19 protein-coding genes are annotated in these 17,838 nt (G+C 68.4%); 6 read left to right on the plus strand and 13 right to left on the minus strand.

The window, feature by feature from the left end:
- Positions 1-47 precede the first annotated feature (47 nt).
- The gene (gene sugE, locus ACI1V7_RS03070) at positions 48-368 is read left to right on the plus strand and encodes a quaternary ammonium compound efflux SMR transporter SugE (protein WP_290413667.1); all 321 of its coding nucleotides are present in this window, start codon (positions 48-50) and stop codon (positions 366-368) included.
- Here the strand turns inward: sugE and ACI1V7_RS03075 are convergent.
- Both ACI1V7_RS03075 and ACI1V7_RS03080 read right to left on the minus strand, forming a co-directional pair.
- The gene (locus ACI1V7_RS03075) at positions 346-1,254 is read right to left on the minus strand and encodes a phytanoyl-CoA dioxygenase family protein (RefSeq protein ID WP_404530293.1); all 909 of its coding nucleotides are present in this window, start codon (positions 1,252-1,254) and stop codon (positions 346-348) included. The genes sugE and ACI1V7_RS03075 overlap by 23 nt on opposite strands.
- Before the next feature lie 115 nt (positions 1,255-1,369).
- Positions 1,370-2,263, minus strand: coding sequence for a LysR family transcriptional regulator (locus tag ACI1V7_RS03080; RefSeq protein WP_404530294.1), 894 nt, complete (start codon positions 2,261-2,263; stop codon positions 1,370-1,372).
- A gap of 104 nt (positions 2,264-2,367) precedes the next feature.
- Between ACI1V7_RS03080 and ACI1V7_RS03085 the strand changes: the two genes are divergently transcribed.
- From ACI1V7_RS03085 to ACI1V7_RS03095, 3 genes are all read left to right on the plus strand, one after another.
- Positions 2,368-2,772: a tellurite resistance TerB family protein gene (locus ACI1V7_RS03085; RefSeq protein ID WP_404530295.1), complete on the plus strand. Its 405-nt coding sequence runs from the start codon at positions 2,368-2,370 to the stop codon at positions 2,770-2,772.
- A 92-nt stretch (positions 2,773-2,864) separates the two neighbouring features.
- On the plus strand, positions 2,865-3,419 hold the full coding sequence (locus ACI1V7_RS03090) for an NADPH-dependent FMN reductase (RefSeq protein WP_404530296.1): 555 nt from the start codon (positions 2,865-2,867) through the stop codon (positions 3,417-3,419).
- A 40-nt stretch (positions 3,420-3,459) separates the two neighbouring features.
- Positions 3,460-4,398 (plus strand): ion transporter, encoded by a 939-nt coding sequence (locus ACI1V7_RS03095; RefSeq protein WP_404530297.1) that lies wholly within the window; start codon positions 3,460-3,462, stop codon positions 4,396-4,398.
- A gap of 321 nt (positions 4,399-4,719) precedes the next feature.
- Here ACI1V7_RS03095 and ACI1V7_RS03100 read toward each other — a convergent pair whose 3' ends face one another.
- The 6 genes from ACI1V7_RS03100 to ACI1V7_RS03125 all read right to left on the minus strand — a co-directional run bounded on the left by ACI1V7_RS03100 (position 4,720) and on the right by ACI1V7_RS03125 (position 11,664).
- Complete coding sequence (locus ACI1V7_RS03100) at positions 4,720-5,223, minus strand: RidA family protein (protein ID WP_404530298.1); 504 nt, start codon at positions 5,221-5,223, stop codon at positions 4,720-4,722.
- Between the two features lie 190 nt (positions 5,224-5,413).
- Complete coding sequence (locus tag ACI1V7_RS03105; RefSeq protein ID WP_404530299.1) at positions 5,414-7,897, minus strand: TonB-dependent receptor plug domain-containing protein; 2,484 nt, start codon at positions 7,895-7,897, stop codon at positions 5,414-5,416.
- An 88-nt stretch (positions 7,898-7,985) separates the two neighbouring features.
- Positions 7,986-8,492, minus strand: coding sequence for a RidA family protein (locus ACI1V7_RS03110; RefSeq protein ID WP_404530300.1), 507 nt, complete (start codon positions 8,490-8,492; stop codon positions 7,986-7,988).
- 15 nt (positions 8,493-8,507) lie between these two features.
- Positions 8,508-8,930, minus strand: a complete 423-nt coding sequence (locus ACI1V7_RS03115; protein ID WP_404530301.1) for a c-type cytochrome — start codon at positions 8,928-8,930, stop codon at positions 8,508-8,510.
- Positions 8,927-10,507, minus strand: a complete 1,581-nt coding sequence (locus tag ACI1V7_RS03120) for a flavin monoamine oxidase family protein (RefSeq protein ID WP_404530302.1) — start codon at positions 10,505-10,507, stop codon at positions 8,927-8,929. Before ACI1V7_RS03120 ends, ACI1V7_RS03115 begins: the two co-directional genes overlap by 4 nt.
- Before the next feature lie 374 nt (positions 10,508-10,881).
- Positions 10,882-11,664 carry a hypothetical protein gene (locus tag ACI1V7_RS03125; protein ID WP_404530303.1) on the minus strand — a complete coding sequence of 261 codons (783 nt, stop codon included), beginning with the start codon at positions 11,662-11,664 and terminating at the stop codon, positions 10,882-10,884.
- A gap of 207 nt (positions 11,665-11,871) precedes the next feature.
- On the opposite strand from ACI1V7_RS03125, the gene ACI1V7_RS03130 reads away from it, so the two are divergent.
- Positions 11,872-12,495, plus strand: a complete 624-nt coding sequence (locus ACI1V7_RS03130) for a phasin family protein (RefSeq protein ID WP_404530304.1) — start codon at positions 11,872-11,874, stop codon at positions 12,493-12,495.
- A gap of 30 nt (positions 12,496-12,525) precedes the next feature.
- On the opposite strand, the gene ACI1V7_RS03135 is transcribed toward ACI1V7_RS03130, so the two are convergent.
- Positions 12,526-13,752 carry an acyltransferase family protein gene (locus tag ACI1V7_RS03135; RefSeq protein WP_404530305.1) on the minus strand — a complete coding sequence of 409 codons (1,227 nt, stop codon included), beginning with the start codon at positions 13,750-13,752 and terminating at the stop codon, positions 12,526-12,528.
- Positions 13,753-13,949: 197 nt separating this feature from the next.
- On the opposite strand from ACI1V7_RS03135, the gene ACI1V7_RS03140 reads away from it, so the two are divergent.
- Entirely contained in the window at positions 13,950-14,372 is a 423-nt protein-coding gene (locus ACI1V7_RS03140; RefSeq protein ID WP_404530306.1) for a hypothetical protein, read from the plus strand.
- Between the two features lie 38 nt (positions 14,373-14,410).
- Here ACI1V7_RS03140 and ACI1V7_RS03145 read toward each other — a convergent pair whose 3' ends face one another.
- From ACI1V7_RS03145 to ACI1V7_RS03160, 4 genes are all read right to left on the minus strand, one after another.
- Entirely contained in the window at positions 14,411-15,118 is a 708-nt protein-coding gene (locus tag ACI1V7_RS03145) for an SDR family oxidoreductase (RefSeq protein ID WP_404530307.1), read from the minus strand.
- A gap of 94 nt (positions 15,119-15,212) precedes the next feature.
- Positions 15,213-15,827 (minus strand): TetR/AcrR family transcriptional regulator, encoded by a 615-nt coding sequence (locus tag ACI1V7_RS03150; protein ID WP_404530308.1) that lies wholly within the window; start codon positions 15,825-15,827, stop codon positions 15,213-15,215.
- An 89-nt stretch (positions 15,828-15,916) separates the two neighbouring features.
- Positions 15,917-16,648, minus strand: coding sequence for a LytR/AlgR family response regulator transcription factor (locus tag ACI1V7_RS03155; RefSeq protein WP_404530309.1), 732 nt, complete (start codon positions 16,646-16,648; stop codon positions 15,917-15,919).
- Complete coding sequence (locus ACI1V7_RS03160) at positions 16,636-17,772, minus strand: sensor histidine kinase (RefSeq protein ID WP_404530310.1); 1,137 nt, start codon at positions 17,770-17,772, stop codon at positions 16,636-16,638. Before ACI1V7_RS03160 ends, ACI1V7_RS03155 begins: the two co-directional genes overlap by 13 nt.
- Positions 17,773-17,838: the final 66 nt, after the last annotated feature.

Genomic DNA, 17,838 nt, shown 5'->3' on the forward strand with positions numbered 1-17,838 from the left:
GCGCGGCACCTATCATGCGAACCATTCGATCATCGGGAGAAACAAACATGGTGTGGCTCGTACTGGGATTGGCAGGCCTGTTCGAAATCGCCTGGGCCGTCGGGATCAAGTACACGGACGGCTTCAGCCGCTTGTGGCCCAGCGTGGGCACGGTGGCCGCGATGGTGGCGAGCGTGCTGCTGCTCGGCCAGGCCGTCAAGACGCTGCCGCTGGGGACGGCCTATGCGGTCTGGACGGGCATCGGCGCCGTCGGCACGGCGCTGGCGGGGATGGCGCTGTTCGGCGAGGCGGCGACCGTGGCGCGCCTCGTGTGCATCGGCCTGATCGCGGCCGGGATCGTCGGCCTCAAGCTGGTGACGCCGCACTGATCATGAGGCGGTTGACGTAACGGTCGACGGCGAGGCCGCCGCGGTAGGCGACGGGGGAGTAATCGTAGATCAGGCAGGGCAGCAGCGAGTACTGCACCATCAGTACCAGGGGCGCATGGCGCCGCGGCGGCGTGCCCTTGTGGATGCCCTTGGTGTCGATGGCGAATGCGGTGCCGGCCGGCCCCGTCACCACCAGGCCGGCGCCGTAGTCGCGCGCGATGTCGGCGTCGGCATAGTGGTGCAGGCGCAGCGGCATGCGGTCGCGGTGGGTGCCGGCGACGTAGCTGTGCGGCCCGGCGTCGAGGTCGACGTCGGTGAGGTAGGCCAGCAGCTTGATGCTGCCCGGTTCGGAGTCGCGGTGGAACCCCTGCACGTCGGCGTCGGCCTGTGCGCCGGGGAAGGACCAGCGCAAGGCCAGCTGGGTGATCGTCGGTGTGTAGCCGAGATAGTCCTGCGCCAACTGCAGCACGTCGGGACGGTTGGCCAGCGCCAGGATGTGCGGGCAATGGACGACGCTGTCGAGCGGATAGTCGGCGAAGCGCGTCCCGGCCGGCACGGCGCCGGCCCGGAACACCTGGCCGCCCGCGCGCGCAGCGACCATGTCGCGTCCTTCCAGCCATGCAAGCACCTCGGCGCACTCGGCCGCGGACAGCAGCCGGCCCAGCGGCGCGCAGCCGTCGGCACGGAGGGCCGCGAGCGCGGGGGTGATGGCGGGGGTGAGGGCGGGGCGTTGTTCGGGACGGCCATGCAGCGAGGCCAGCACGGCAACCGTCGCGCGGTTCGCCGCACGCCGGATGGTGCGGCTCGTGACGATGCGCTGCACGTAGTAGCCGAACAGCTTCAGGCGAGCATGCCGCGATGCGCCGACGGTGACCTGCTTGAGCAAGAGACCTCCATGGACAGGGCCAGGCGCGCGACGGTCGCGCGCGTAGCCCTTTATATTACATGCGAAATCATAAATATTGTCCAATCGCAAAGTTAATCCATGTAAAGATCAAGGTTTAATCGGCAAACAGGGTGCCCGCATGATCGAGGATGCGGCGCACGGCCGGGTGGTCGATGCGCCGCGCCACGGTCACGGCATGGAACTGCTCGGCGATCGTGGCGATCTCCCCCAGCGCGACCAGGCCGTATTCGCGGCAGATGGTCGGCGCCAGCACGGTGGGGGCCGGCACGAAGCCCGCGCCTTCGCGGGCGAACGACATCAGCAGGGCGCCGTCGTCGAATTCGCCCGCCACGATGGGACGCAGGTCCCGCAGGTCGAACCAGGCCTGCAACTGGCTGTACAGCGCCGTGTCGGCGCCCGGCAGCAGGAAGGGCGCGCCGCGCAGGCGCTGCGGGAAGCCGCCTTCCCATTGCGCGCACAGGCCCGGGTGGCCCAGGATCGTCTGGGTGCTGGAGCCGAGCAGGTGGGTATGGCCGCGCACGGCGCTGCCGGCGGGCAGGCCGCGGTCCGTGATGACGAGGTCCAGGCGGTGCGCCGCCAGGTCCTGCAGCAGCGCGTCGAGCGGGCCTTCGCGGCACACGAGGCGCAGCGCCAGCCCGGCGTCGCGCGCCGGCTGCAGCAGGCGGAAGGCGAGCGTCTTCGGGATCATGTCGCCGACGCCCACGCGCAGCGTCTCCGCTTCGCGGAACAGGCCGCGCCGCACCGTCTGTTCCAGCTCGTTGCCGAGGTCGAAGATGCGTTCCGCATACATCAGCACCGTCTTGCCGGCATCCGTCAATTCCAGCACGCGGCCCTTGCGGCGCAGCAGCGCCTCGCCGAGCTGGTCCTCGAGCAGCTGCAATTGCCCGCTGATCGCCTGCGGCGTGACGTGCAGGCGCTGCGCCGCCGCGGACACCGTGCCCGTCGTCGCTACCATGTAGAAGTATTGCAGGTGCTTGTAGTTAATCAAGAAACAGCTCCGGAAATCTTGATGATTGCAAAAGATAATTCGATTTTACTTTATCGAGTGCGGACCTTAGGCTGGGAGCCATCGACACTTTGATGAGGAATACCATGCGAATCTATGCCACCGACAGTCCCCGTGCCGTCTCGCGCCTGCTGGCCCTGGCGATGATCGTCGACGGCCACCTGGCCCCGGCCGAACTGAAGGCCATGCATCATTCCGGCATCCTGCAGGGCGTCGGTATCGACGAGGACGACTTCGACGACGTCGTGCAGGAATTGTGCGAAGACCTGCTCGCCACCGCCCACCAGCGCGGCGCCGGCGAGGTCGAGATCGATGCGAAACTGCTCGACGGCCTGCTGCACGACGTCGAGGATCCCGCCCTGCGCATGGGCACGATGAAGGCGATGCTCGACATCGTCCATGCCGACACCGTGCTGGATGGCCGCGAGACGCTGCTGATCCAGCGCGCCTTCAAGGCCTGGGGCGCACCCGTGGCGGCCCGCGCCGCCTGACGCGGGGCTGGCGCGGCGCGTGCGTGCCGCCCCGCCGCCAGAACCGCTACACTCTGGTCTCGAGCTTCTCATCGCGACCGGAAAGGACGACCATGGCAACACGGAAGATCGCAGTACTGGTGGGCAGCATGCGCAAGGAGTCGTTCACGCGCAAACTGGCGAAGCAGCTGATGCTGGTGGCGCCGCCCACGCTTGAGCTGGAGATCGTCGAGATCGGCCAGCTGCCGATGTATAACCAGGACGACGAGACGGACGCGCCGCCGCCGGCCTGGAGCGAATTCCGCGACCGCATCCGCGAAGCCGACGGCATCCTGTTCACCACGCCCGAATACAACCGCTCGCTGCCCGGCGTGCTGAAGAACGCGATCGACGTCGGCTCGCGTCCCTACGGCAAGGCCGCCTGGACCGGCAAGCCCTGCGCCATCGTCAGCAACTCGCCGGGCGCGCTGGGCGGCTTCGGCGCCAACCACGCCGTGCGCCAGACGCTGGTATTCCTGAACATGCCCTGCATGCAGTCGCCCGAAGCCTATATCGGCGGCATCGCCGACAAGTTCGACGGCGACGAACTGAAGGACGACAGCCTGCGCAGCTTCCTCACGCAGTTCATGGAATGCTACGCGACCTGGGTCGAGCGCCACGCCGACTGAGCCGCATGACCGCATACGAGCGTTGCACCAGGGACCGCGGATGATGGCGGAGGAAGGCAAGCCGGCCGAGGGCACGACAGGCGGCTACGTGCCGCAGTCGCCGCCATCCTACGGCAAGCCGCCGCCGGGCTGGCGGCGCCGCATGTACGACGTGATCTTCGAGGCCGACACCCCGGCCGGGCGGCGCTTCGACATCGCGCTGGTGATCGCGATCCTGCTCAGCATCCTCGTCGTCGTGCTGGACAGCGTGCCGCGCCTGCACCAGCAGCACGGCACCGCGCTGCACGTGCTCGAATGGACGTTCACGCTGCTGTTCTCCGCCGAGTACATCGCGCGTGTCGTCGCCGTCCAGCGCCCCTGGCGCTACGTCACGGGCTTCTACGGCATCATCGACCTGCTGGCGGTCCTGCCCACCTATTTCTCGTTGCTGGTGACGGGCAGCGCCGTGCTGATCGACATCCGCATCCTGCGCCTGCTGCGCGTCTTCCGCATCTTCAAGCTCACGCTGTACATCGAGGAATACCTGCGCCTGGGCGAGGCGCTGGCCGCGAGCCGGCGCAAGATCATGGTGTTCCTGTCGGTGGTGCTGATGGCGATCCTGATCTTCGGCACCCTGATGTACGTGGTGGAGGGGCCGCAGAACGGCTACACCAGCATTCCCGTCTCGATGTACTGGGCCACCGTCACGATGACGACGGTGGGCTACGGCGACATCACGCCGCACACGCACCTGGGCAAGGCCATCGCCTCGTTCATGATGCTGCTCGGCTGGAGCATCCTGGCCGTGCCGACGGGGATCGTCACGGCCGAGATGACGCTGCGCCGCGGCGATCGCCGCCATGGTCCCATGCGGCCGCCGCCGCTGCAGCCGCTGTCGCCGCCGCGCACGTGTTCCGCCTGCGGCAGCGGCGGCCACGAGGCGTCGGCGAAATTCTGCAAGGATTGCGGGGCCGGCCTGCCCGCAAGCCAAAAAGCCTGAGCTTGACCGGCGTCACGTTGCCGGACGTCATCTTTCATCCTCGCTCCGCTACCATCGTCGGCTGAACCGTCGTCCGCCGCGAAGGAGCCACGATGCAAGCGTCCCTGTCTTCCCCCGATCCCGGCGCAGCACATTGAATGGGTACGTTCCGATGGCGTCGTGCGACTCGCCTACTAGTCGGATGTGCTGGTCAGGGTCGAGTTCTGCGGTCCGGACGAGGCGGCCCGGACAGGGCCGCGCCAGCTCGTCTGGCAACGATTCCCGCGCCACGAACACGTCTAGGAGACGGCGGCAAGGGCGTGCCGCGATGGCCTGTGCCGGTCAACGGGGCGTAGCCGCGATGACCTCGATCTCGACCAGCCAGCCGGGATTGCCCAGCGCAGCCACCTGGACCAGGGCGCGGGCCGGCAGGTTCGGTTGGCCGGGGCCGAAGAGGCGGGCGTAGGCATCGGCGAAGCCGGCCGTGTCGGCCTTGCCGCCGCGGGCCGGGTCGCCGACGAGGAACACCTGCATCTTGACCACGTCGCCCATCGTCATGCCCATGCCGCGCAAGACGTCCTGGATGCGGGTCAGCACGCCGATCGCCTGGGTCCGGGTATCGCCGTAGGCAGCGGGCGTGTCCTGGTTGGCGTTTTTGTCGATCGATGGCGGCACTTGCCCGCTGACGAAGTGCAGCGCGACGCCCGGGGCGATGCTGACGGCTTGCGCGATCGGCAGCGGCGATCCCACGTTCTTGTGGCGCACGATGTCCTGGGCCCCGGCGGATGCGGGGGCGAGGACCGGCAGGATGGCCAGTGCCAGGCTGGCGATAGGGAGACGCGTCATGGGAGTCCGGTAGTCGATTGCGGGAAAGCCGGCATCGTCGGCCGGGCAGGGAATTCTACGTCCGGGCCGGGATCGGTTGCGCCGGCCTTCCGGCAGGGCATGGCACGAAAAGACGCTGCGCCCGAAGGGACGCCCAAAAAAACGGCCCGCACGAAGTACGGGCCGTCTTCAACGAAGCATCGAGCCAGGTTCAGAACTTGAACCCCACCCGCGCATAGTAATATCCGCCATTGATCCCGAACGGCGAGAAGCTCGGATACACGGTCACGGCCGCGTTGTCCAGGTTCGCGCGCTGCTCGGCCAGCAGGTTGGCGTTGATGTGGTTCGGGTACTGGTTGAACAGGTTGTTCGCGCCGAGCGAGAAGGTCCAGGCCTTGTTGTACTGGTAGCTCACTTCGAGGTCCGTCAGGGCGGTCGGCTTGATCTCGGTCTCGTAGTAGGTGGCGCCGTCGGACGACTGCAGCTCGGACGACTTGCCGAAGAAGTTCTCGCGCAGGTTCACCGTCCAGTTGCCCATCTTCCACAGCGCACCCAGGTTCACGCGCACGCGCGGCGAGGCCGTTTCCAGGTCGGAGATCGCGGTCTGGTCGAGCAGCGTCTGCGGACGCAGTTCGACCGGGGCCTGGTTGATCTTGATGACCTCGGTGCGGTTGTAGTTCGCCGCGAGCGACCAGTCGACGCGGCCGGCGCTGCCGTAGTTGCTGTTCAGCGTGGCGACGAACTCCAGGCCGCTGGTGCGGGTGTTGACGGCGTTCGAGAAGATGTTGATGCCGGTCTGCACCACGCTCGGATCGAGCACGTTGCCGTTGGCCAGGATCGCCGCCGTGACGGCCGGCGAGTTGACGGCGCCGCCCGAGCCGCACAGCGAGCCGGAGCCGACGATGCGGTCGCGGATCGTGATCTTGTAGGCGTCGGCCGTGATCGCCACGTTCGGCGCCGGGTTGAGCACGATGCCGGCGCTGATGTTGGTCGAGGCTTCCGGACGCAGGCCGTTCACGCCGACCAGGCGCGCGCCCGGCGAGTTCGGCGGCAGCTGGACGAAGGCCGTGCGCGGGCCGACGTTGGTGGCCGAATAGTAGGACTCGGCCAGCGTCGGCGCGCGGAAGCCGTTCGAGTAGGTGGCGCGCAGGGCCACGGCCGGGCTGAAGTCGTAGCGGCTGGTCAGCTTGCCCACCTTGGCGTTGCCGAAGTCGCTGAAGTGCTCGTAGCGGCCGGCCAGGTCGACGGTCCAGTCCTTGATCGGCTGCGACGAGAAGTTGATGTAGCCGGCCTTGCTGTTGCGGCTGTGCTTGCCGGCGTCCGTCAGCGAGAAGCCCGGGAACGATTGCGAGCCTTCCTTGTAGCGCGAGGCGGCGTCGCCGGCGCCGATCTCGTATTCGTCGCGGCGGTGTTCCAGGCCGATGGCGAAGGTCAGGGGCGTGGCCCAGCCGACGTCGAACTCGCGGTTCACGTCGAGGTTGTTGGTCCACTGGCTGGCGACGAACTGGCCGGCATGGAACTCGGTCGGGGTTGCGCCCGTGTCGTTGAACAGCGAGACGTTGCCCGAGTGCGCCACGCCCAGGTCGGCCGTGTCCTTGCCGTAGGTGCTGGACAGGTCCCAGTTCCAGTTGCCCGGCAGCTTACCCTTGATGCCGGCCGTGAAGGCCCAGTCCTTCTCGTCGAAGACTTCCTGCGGCGAGAAGCCGGTCGGATAGAGCTTCGGCAGGCGGTCCGGGGTGCGGTAGTTCTCGAACGCGCGCGCCTTCTTCTTGCCGTAGGTGGCGAAGCTGTACAGGTTCAGGTCGGGCGTGATGTCGACGCCGAAGTTGGCGGCGAAGATGTGCTGGCGGTACTGGGCGTCGCCGGAGATGTGGTTCACGTACGGGTAGCCCGGATGGTTCTGCAGCTGCGGCATGGCGGCCAGGTTGGCTGGATCGTTGACGCGCGGGTCGATGCCGCCGCGGTCCGAGAAGCCGTGGTACTTGGTTTCCGCCGTCAGGCTCAGGAAGGCGTCGGTGAAGGGCGCGAGGCCGATATTGGCGGTGCCGTCGCCCGTGTGGCCGCCGCCGTCGCCGTAGCCGCCGCCGTTGACGTTGGCGGTGCCGCCCTTGTAGTTCTGCTTGAGGATGATGTTGACCACGCCCGCGATCGCGTCGGTGCCGTACTGCGCCGCGGCGCCGTCCTGCAGCACCTCGATGTGGTCGATGGCGGCCACCGGGATGTAGTTCAGGTCGGCCGCGGCGCCGCCCTGGTAGGGGCCGCCCAGCACGGCCAGGTTCGACGTGCCGTGGCGGCGCTTGCCGTTGACCAGCACCAGCGTGTTGTTGGGGGAAAGGCCGCGCAGCCGCGCCGACAGCGTCATGTTGGCCATGTCGCCGCCGAAGGCCTGGGCGTTCAGCGAAGGCAGGTTCTGCGACAGCGCCTGGATCAGGTCCGGCTGGCCCGTGCGCTGCAGCGAGCTCGAGTCGAGCACCTGGATCGGCGAGGCGCTGTTCTCGACCTTCAGGCCGGATGCGCGCGTGCCCGTCACGATCACGACGCCTGCGTTGGTGGGCCCGGCTTCGACGGCCGGCGTGGCCGCGGCGGGCACGACGTCGTCGGGCGCCGCGGGCTTGTCGTCGGCGGCGTGCGCCAGGCCCATGCTGCAGGTGAGGACGCCGGCGGCGACGCCGGAATGGATGATGGCCTTCTTCATGGATTACCCCTTTTGTTATTGGACTACGTTGCGATGAACACGTGGTGCGAACGGCAGCGATGCGGGCAAAACGGCGAAGCGTGGGAGCTTATTTCTTGGCGGCGACCACCTCGATCTCGACCAGCCAGCCGGGGTTGGCCAGCGCGGCGATCTGGAAGGCCGCGCGCGCCGGCAGGTTCGGTTGCTTGCCGCCGAAGAACTGGGTATAGCCTTCCATGAAGCCGGCCATGTCGGCCTTGCCGCCCTTGGCCGGATCGCCGACGAGGAAGACCTGCATCTTGACGACGTCGCCCATGGAGAGGCCCATGCCTTTCAGGATGTCCTGGATCTTGGTGAGCACGCCGACGGTCTGGGTCTTCATATCGCCGAAGGCGGCCTGGGAATTCGGGTCGGCGCCCTTGTTGACGGTGGGCGGCACCTGGCCGCTGATGAAGTGGATGGTGGCGCCCGGCGGAATCGTGACGGCCTGGGCGATGGGGAAGTCGGAGTTCGGCAGCTTGTGGCGCACGATGTCCTGGGCGCCGGCGGTCAGGGGCAGGATGGCGGACAGCAGCAGCACGGTGGACGACAGCAGCGCGATCGATGGCTTCTTCATGGGTTCTCTCTGTGGTTAGTGTTTGTTGCCGAAACGGCTGCTGGTGGCGGGCCCCACGCCCAGGGCGGTGCGCTGGGCGCCCACTTCCTGTTCGGTGATGGCGGGCGCATTGTTGCCCCAGTTGCTGCGCACGTAGGTCAGTACCTGGGCGATGTCGCCGTCGTTCAGGCTGCCCGAGAAATCGGGCATGCCGCCGCGGCCCTTGAGCAGCACGGTGGCCACGTCGACGGGCGCGCCCTGCACGAAGGCATTGCCCGCCAGTGCGGGAAAGGCGCCCGGGATGCCCTTGCCGTTGGCCTGGTGGCAGGCCGCGCAGTTCTTGGCGAACAGGGTCTTGCCGTCCATCGTGTCGGCCCCGGCGGGGGCGCTGGCGAGCAGCGCGGCCGTGCCGAGCAAGGCTGCATGGATGACGTGTGCGAGGTGCGTGCTGAAGGTCATGCGTTGGCTTTCCTGTGGAGTTGTTCGATCTGCTGCCAGGCCGATTCGATGGCGCCGGCCTGCCACCCGGTCAGGTAGCTCAGGTGTTCGCCGGCCAGCATGACCCGGCCTTCGCCGGCCAGCAGCGTCGGGTAGGCCTTCTCGCGGCCGGCCTCGTCCCATTCGGCCCAGCCACCCAGGTTGTACTGGACGCGGTGCCAGGCGACGGAGAAGGCGTTTTCGTAGGCGTCGCGGTAGGCCGGGAAGATCTTCTCGCCGGCGGCGACGGCGAATTCGGCGCGCTCCGCGGGGGACAGGGCGCTGACCTCGATCGCATCGAGCGCATAGTGGTAGTAGCCCAGCACCACGCCCTTCTTCGTCTGCCAGCCGGACGAGGGCAGGGAGATCGTGTTGATACCCTTCATGTCGGTGAGCACGTGGCCGCCGTAGATCTGGTCGTCCTCTTCCCAGAAGCGGCGCTTCATCTGCAGGCCGATCTTGCCGACCGGCGCATACGACACCGACTTCATCGCGGCCTTGAAGTTGTCCGAGAAATCGCTGTCGACGGTGCGCAGCACGGACAGCGGCATCGCGCACAGGCACCAGTCGGCCTTCACCTGCGACAGCTTGCCGCTCTTGACGTCCTTGACGGCGATGGTCACGCCGTCCGGCGACTGGCGGATCGACTGCACCTCGGTGCCGTAGCGGATCTTCTTGCCCAGGCGCTTGGCGAAGCCCTGCGCGATCCGGTCCATGCCGCCGACGGGCTGGAACATGGTCGCGTGCATGGGGAATTCCTGCACCGCGCTGTAGACCTTGCCGACCTTGGACGCGAGCAGCTCGTGGAAGCCGAGCGGATCGGACGGCTTGCCGGGATTCAGGCCTGCACCCGGCGGCACCGCCCAGCCACGGCCGTTGCGCCCGCGGTAGACGAGGTCCGTCTTGCGCAGCGCGCCCTCGTGCTCCAGGTAGTCGAGCAGCAGGCGCTGGTCGTCCGGCGTGAGGCTGGCGTCGAGCCTCTTGGCCTGGACCGACTTGGCCAGCAGCTCGGCCACGTGGCCGCGCATGTCGGCCTTGACCTGGGCGGCGCGCAGGCGCTGCTTCGACAGCGGGCCCGCATCTTCCATGTAGACCCAGGCGTGGTCGTTGTCGTTGACCATGACCTCGAGCGGGATGTCGAACTGGCGCGTGTAGTACAGCGTCGACTGGTGGTCGAGGGGAATGCGCCACGGGCCGTGGTTGATGTAGTTGCCTTCGTCGAAGCGGCAGGTCTGCATCTCGCCGCCCAGCTCCTGCAGGCTGAACCCCTTGCGCGCCGTCTGGCAGCGGCCGCCGGCGAAGCTGCGCGCTTCCAGCACCTCGACCTGGTAGCCGAGCTTCGCGAGTTCGTAGGCGGCCGTCATGCCGGCCAGGCCGGCGCCGAGCACCACGACCTTCTTGCCCTTGCCGCTGCCCGACAGGGCCGGCGGCGTCCCGGCGCGGGAGGCGATGCCCATGCCCCAGGCGTTCATCGTGTTGAGTAACAGGGCGGAACCGCCGACTGCGGCGGCCCGGTGGAGGAATTCGCGTCGCGTCAGCGACCTTGTCAAACGTTTCATCCGCACCTCGGCTGGTTATTGCAGGAACACTTCTTCTTCAGTTTGTGTTTCAGCAATAGCCGTGCCAGCAAGGCAGATTCCGGAGGATAAATCTACGTAGAAAATAAAGTGAGCTACGATCCGGACAGGATGTAAGTTCGTCGTAAGCACCTATTTTCAAATAATGTTTGTTTTGTGCCCCGCTGGAGGAACGTCGGTACGAGTGCGCAATGGAATCAGGTGCGTACTTTATTTATTGCAAATCAGACTTTGTTTTGCAGCGCACGAAAGACGCACCTGTAGCGGGTAAGCCCATGCGATCTCGATAGGGGAAAATGGCACGCCCGGCCCGCTTTGCGGCGCTGCACCATCATGGGCCGGGGCGCACTGGAAAGTTACAGGCGCATGACAGACTGCACCGCTGCGGCGGCTGGGGAAGCGCTGCGGCGGGCGGCGGAACGTTGCGGCGGGGCGCCGTCCTTGTCCAGCCAGTAGTTGAACTGGCCGAAGGTCGGCACGGCGTCGGGCGCGTGGCCGCGGTAGTAGTCGGCCAGCATCTGGCGGTAGGCGGCACGGCGCGAGAACTCCGGATGCGTGGCCGCGTAGCGCGCCACCGCGGCGCGGAAGGTCGCGCGCATGTCGGCATCCGTATTCAGTCCCGGATGGTCGCCCGACTTGCGCGGGCGCCCGCGCTTGACGCCGGCACTGACGCCGCGGGTCTTGCCGCGGGCGCCCGAGTTGCCGTAGTCGGGCAGCAGGGCATCCACGGTCTGGCCCCGTTCCCAGAAGCGGCGCAGGTAGCGCAGCACGCTGGGACGCGACACGCCGTACTCCTCGGCGCAGCGCGCCACCATGGCGGCGCGCTCGCGCGGCTGGTACAGGCCGGGCACCTGCGCCTGCAGGGCGCTGACGATGTCCCAGGCCTTGTTCTGCAGGTCGCGGTACTTCTGCGGCAGCAGCGGCGGCGGCGGCGGAGCGGCGTACGGGTCGTGCAGCAGCAGGCGCGCGCGACCCTCCTGCACGTCCTCGACCAGCGTGGCCAGGGGATGGGTACGCGGCTGGCTATGGGCCAGGCCGAGCTCGAAGGTATAGGCCAGGGCGCGCGGGCGGTCGATCCACAACACCCGGATCGTACGCAGCGGACCGGCATACTGAATCACATCGTTAGGCAAAAACATGGGGGCTCCCGGACGAGTTCAGATACGGGTGCCGATGCAATTATCGCGCCAGCCTCGGCCGGACCCGGCGAATGGCAAGCCCGGCACGATTAGTCCAGATCAAGCGGCGAGGCCGGCGCAACCTTAGGCTGTGAGCTCCCGTGGCGCCTGCCATGCCGGCGCCACGGTCCGACAACCCATGGACAATTCACACCGAGGAGGCACCGCATGTATCCGTATCCGTTCGCGCAGTCCGTGAGCCCGGCCGTCCGCACCCACCTGGACGCCCAGACCGCCTTCATGAACGACATCTCGAAATCCTTTTTCAACTCCTTCCAGCAGATGGTCAGCCTGAACATCCAGCTGGCCCAGACCATGCTGGAAGAAACGACGCTGGCCGGCCAGAAGGTCCTGAGCGCCGACCACCAGGGCGAATTGCTGAGCGCCGCCGCCGCGCGCACCCAGCCGGCCGCCGACAAGCTGCGGGCCTACCAGCAGCACATCTCGCGCCTGGCCGCCGACGCCCAGGTGGACCTGGCGCGCGTGGCCGAGCAGCACGTGCAGAACACGACCCGCACGGCGCGCGCCCTGGCCGACGAGGTCGCCCGCACGGCCAGCGAGGAGACCGAACGCGGCCTGCGCAGCCAGCAGGAGGCGCTGCGCCAGTTCAGCGACCCGTTCGAGCGCGACGGCAGCGCCGCCGCCCTGCAGTCGGAGGGCGAACGCGCGGTCCAAGCGGCCCAGCACTCGTCCTCGTCCCCGGCCATGTCCTCCTCTCCGGCGGCGTCCTCGTCCTCGTCCTTGTCCTCGTCCGGCACCCAGCAGCCGCAGCGCACGACCGCGACGCACTGATTCGTCCGCGCGCCCGCGCCGCCCGCAGGTTCACGCGGCGTCCGCCACCGGCACGGCCCGCTGTGCGGTGCGCGGCGGAACAGCGCCGAGGCCGAACAGCGGGCGCAGCACGGCCACCCGGCGCACCAGCTCGAAGCCGGCAAAGGACAGCACCGCCGTCAGCACGACCAGCACGATGGCCTCCACGCCGGCTACGAGGTGCAGGGGCTTGAACGCATGGGCCAGCGTCACGATCAGGGTCTGGTGCAGGATGTAGACGGGAAACACGGCCTCCGTCAGGTAGCGCCGCGCCGGGCCGTCGTGGTCCAGGTGGCGGCGCGCGAAGCCGCACACGGCGAGGATGGCGGACCAGGCCAGCAAGCCGTGGACGCAGCGCATGACGGGCAGGAGCCAGGGCATCAGGTCGGCGCCGACGGCATCATCCGGCAGCGCCCACCAGAGCACTGCCACGGCCCAGCCGCCGAGCGCCTGGGCCAGGCAGCGCCAGCGCAGCGCCTCGATGCGCGCCCATACCTGGGGCACACGTGCGAGCAGGACGCCGAACAGGAACATGGGCAGGTACTTCGCGTGCAGGTACCAGTCGCCGACCAGCGCATGGGTTTCGCCGAAGCGCGCGATCAGCAGCTGGCGTGCCAGTGCCAGCACGGCGGCCGGCAGCACGATCAGTTTCCAGCCGGTGAGCCAGGCACCGGCGCCCGCGGCCAGGCGCGCCAGCACGCCCTCGAAGCGGCGGCCGAGCGCCAGCGCCAGCAGGGCCAGCACCAGCGTATAGGTCCACAGGTAGGCGACGAACCACAGATGGTTCCAGGTCGGCAGCATCAGGCAGCCATCCCGGCAGAAGCCGTGGTAGCCGCTCGTGTACAGCCGCATGAAGGCGCCGTAGCCGCCGTCGTAGCCGAGCTTCTCGACGACCTCGAAGTAGGACTGGGGCGGCACGATGACGAGCATGCCGAACAGCAGCGGCACCAGCAGGCGCCAGCTGCGCTGGCGCAGGAAGCGGCCCGGGGCGATCCGTGCCAGCATGCAGCCGGACGCCACGCCCGCCACCAGGAACAGCAGGTCGAGGCGCCACGGGGCGGACAGCAGCATGAACGGCTCCGGACCGCGGCCGGCATCCGGGCTCTTCACGTGCCAGCCCCAGGACACGTAGTACATGCCCACGTGGTAGACGATCAGGACAAAGAACGCGAGGATGCGGACCCAGTCGAGGAACAAGTAACGGCCCTGGTGGGCGACGGGCGGGACGGTCGTGGACATGGCGGCGTTTCCGGTGGTGGTCGATGCCGTCGAGACTAGGCCCCCGTGTCCGCGCGGGCGAGCGGAATGTGGCGGACCGGGTGCATGCGGGGGCGAACCGGATGCGCGCACGCCAGGCGAGCACGGCGTACGTATCGTGAGCCACGTTTTCTCAGAAACGTGTAATCTAAATTACAACATTCTTCAAGGAGATCAACATGAAAGCCACCACCATGAACAAGACCACCTTCGCCGCCATGCTGCTCGCCGTCGCCGCCCTGGCCACCGGCTGCCACAAGGCCGATAACAACCCGAACACGGGTCCGGCCCAGGAAGCGGGCAAGGCCATCGACGATGCCGGCGCGAAAGTCGCGACCGAAGCCCGCCAGGGCGCCGCCGAGGCTAACGCCGCCGCTGAACGCGCCGGCGACCGCATCGATGCCGCGACCGACCGTGCCGGTGCCAAGATCGACGCCGCCGCCGACCGCGCCGCCGAGAAATCGCGCGAAGCCGGCGCCGAAGTGCGCCAGGAATCGCGTGAAGCGGCGCAGAACGTCAAGGAAGGCGCAAGCAACGCCACCGCGGCGACCGGCCGTGCCGTCGAGCGCGCCGGCGAGAAGATCCAGGACGCCGCCAAGTAAGCGTATCCGCCCGGCCGGCACCGGCCGGGCGCCGGCGCTCAGCGCTGGATGATGTCGAGGTAGATGCCGGGCTCGGCGGCCACGCCGAGCTTGATCTTCTGCGACAGCTCGTCGACCAGCACTTCCTTCTGGCCGTCCTCGAGCGCGGCATAGGTGCGTTCCACCACGTGCGCCGGCTGCAGCTTGGGCACGTCGATGCCGCGGGTCAAGTCGGTGTCGATGAAGCCCACGTGCATGCCCAGCACCTGCGTGCCCTGTTCGCGCAGGGCGAGGCGCAGGCCGTTGGTGAGGCTCCAGGCGGCCGACTTGCTCACGGCATAGGCCGGCAGGAACGGGCTGCTGACCCAGCTCGCCACCGACAGCACGTTCAGGAAGGCGCCGCCGCCGTTGCGGGCAAGCACGGGCGCTAAGGCCTGGCTCACGCGCAGCACGCCGAACACGTTGGTGTCGAGCATGCGCTGCATCGCATCGATGCTGTCGGCGTCCAGCAGGCTGCCCGGCTGAGCGATGCCGGCATTGTTGACCACCAGCGTGACGTCGCCGCAGGCGGCGGCCGCGGCCGCGACCTGCGCGGGATCGGTGACGTCCAGGCGGACCGGCACCACGCCCGGCAGGGTGATGGAGGCAGGATCGCGCGCGCCGGCATACACCTTGGCCGCACCTTTCTCCAGTGCCTGGCGGGCGAATTCCAGGCCGAGTCCACGGTTGGCGCCCGTCACGAGTACCACGGCATTTTCGAGTTTCATAGCATGCTCCTTCAGCGGTTTCATTAAAAAATATGACGTGCGTCATATCTGGGGTCGAAAAACAGGCCGGCGCGTCGGCCGGCCTTGCAAACATTCAGCGGGCGGGGGTGTCGCTGTCGTACTGCCCCCTGTCGTACTGCGCCAGCAGGGAAGCGGAGCAGGCGCGCAGGATGTCGGGGCCGCCCTTGTCCTTGCCGAGCACCCGTGCCATCTGGATGGCGCCGGCCATGGTCGCGGCGATGACCGTCGCGCTGTCGGTGCCGCTGCCCGGCGGCAAGGCGTCGCGCACGAGATCGACCAGAGCGCGCACGCGTCCGGCCGAGGCTTCGCGCAATCCGTCGCTGCTGCGCGCCATCTCGGAACCCAGCGCCGCGACGGTGCAACCCGCTTCCATGCTGGCCATGTGGGCTTCCGACAGGTATTCCTCGACGAGCAGGCGCAGCGGCGACTTGCCCGCGCCCGCGCGTCCGCGCAGGCGCTCGGCCAGGGCCGCGTTGCTGCGCCGGCCCGCGTGTTCCACGGCCTCGACCAGCAGCGCGTCGCGCGAGGCGAAGTGGGCATAGAAGCCCCCGTGCGTCAGGCCGGCCTGGCGCATCACGTCGGCCACGCCGACCCCGGCGATGCCGGAACGGTAGAGTTGCTGCGCGGTCGCATCGAGGATGCGTTCGTGCGATTGCTGGCGGCGGGCTTGTCTGGCATCGGTGGGCATGGCGGCCTCGACGAAATATGATGGAGCTCATATTATTCCCGTCATATTTCGCTGTCAAGCGCTTTCGTGATCGTGTGTCGGCCGCGGCGTCAGAGGCGTTCGAGGACCTGGGCGCGGTACTGGCGGCTGTATGGGACACGCGCGCCGCCGCGCAGCAGCAGTTCGCCATCGCCCTTGTCGAGCGCGACCACGCGCTCGATCCAGGACAGCTGCACGGCCGCGCGCCGGTGGCAGCGCACGAAGCCGGGGCCCAGGCGTTCGAGCAACCCGGCCAATGTCTGGCGCAGCAGGGGGCTGCCGCCCGCCGTGTGCAGGACGACGTAGTTGTCGGCCGTCTCGATCCAGCCGATGTCGGCGATGGGCACGACGCGCGTGACGCCCCGTTCGGTCACCAGCAGCTGGCGCAGCGGCAGCGCGGGCAACGCAGCCGCCGGTGGCGTGGCGGGGAGCCGGGCCGCCGTGCGTTCCCGCAGCCGCTCGCGCAGGCGCGCAAGGGCACGTTCCAGGCGCGGCCCGTCGCAGGGCTTGAGCAGGTAGTCGATGGCGCGCGCGTCGAACGCCTGCAGCGCATAGCGGTCCCAGGCCGTCACGAACACGACCAGCGGCGCCGGCTCGGGCAACGAGGCGGCCAGTTCGATGCCGGACAGCTCCGGCATCTCGATGTCGAGCAGCAGCGCGTCCGGCCGGAACGTCTCGATGCGTGCCAGCGCCTCGATGCCGTCGGCTGCTTCCTCGACGGCGGCGATGCCGTCGCGGCCGTCGAGCAGGCGGCGCAGCCGGGCGCGCGCCGGGGCTTCGTCGTCGACGATCAGGAGGCGCACGGCAGCCTCACCTCGGCACGCACGCCGCCGCCCGCGCGCTCGGCCAGCGTCAGGCTGGCCTCCTTCCCATGCAGCGCCTGCAGGCGCGCGCGCAGGTTGGCCAGGCCGATGCCGCCGCGGTAGCCGCCGTCGATCGACGCGGCGGCAGCCACGCTTTCTCTTTGCGCTCCGACTTCCCCATGCGCCGGTGCCGGCAGGGCGGACGGTTGCAGCCGCCCGGCGTCGTCTTCCACGCTGAGCACGAGCGCATCGCCGTCGCGCGCCGCGCCAACGGCGATGCGCGTCAGGCCGCGGCGCCGCTCCACCGTATGCTTGAACACGTTTTCCAGCAGCGGCTGCAGGGTCATCGCCGGCACGTCGCGCGCCAGCAGCGCATCGTCGATGTGCCATTCCAGTTCCACGCGCGCGCCGAAGCGTGCCGCCATCACGCCGGCATAGCCGCGCGCCAGCGCCAGCTCGTCGCGCAGGGGCGCCTGGTGGCGCTCCCCCAGCGCGAGCGCCGCGCGCAGCACGTCCGACAGCTGCACGAGGGTGGCGTCGGCCTTGTCGACGTCCGTGTGCATCAGCGAGGAAATCGTGTTGAGGGCGTTGAACAGGAAATGCGGCTGCATCTGCTGGCCAAGCCGCTGCAGGCGCGCCTCGGCCAGCAGCACGTTGGCCTGTTCGGCGCGCAGTTTCGCTTCCAGCAGCGCGCGCCAGGACTTGATGCCGAAGCGGATCACGGTGAACAGGCCCACGAAGATCGAGATCTTCATCGATTCGTACAGGAACAGGCGCGCCGGCGGATCGTGGTGGTAGACCTCGCCGGCCAGGGCGTACACGCCGTGGCGCAGGCCGAACGCCAGCGGCACGAAGGCGATCCAGTACATGGGCAGCCAGCGCGCCTGGCGCGCGAACCAGCGCCAGGGCGTTCCGAGCAGGCGGTCGTCGGCGCGCGAGCCGCGCACCTGGATCAGCGCCAGCACGGTGGTGACGAGGGCGGACGAGCCTTCCCACAGCACCGGCTTCCACAAGGCGCTGCCGTGTTCGTTGCGGATGTAGTCCTGCACGGCCACCAATATCATCAGCGCCCAGAACAGGATCCAGGCGAGCACGAAGACGGCATGGCGGCGGGGCGCGGGCATGGAACGATGATGTTGCAATCCAGAACATATGTCAATCGCTGCCTTCGGACTCGACAATTCAGCTAT

The organism is Massilia paldalensis, from assembly GCF_044901715.1.
GTDB classification, from domain to species: Bacteria; Pseudomonadota; Gammaproteobacteria; order Burkholderiales; family Burkholderiaceae_D; genus Telluria; species Telluria paldalensis.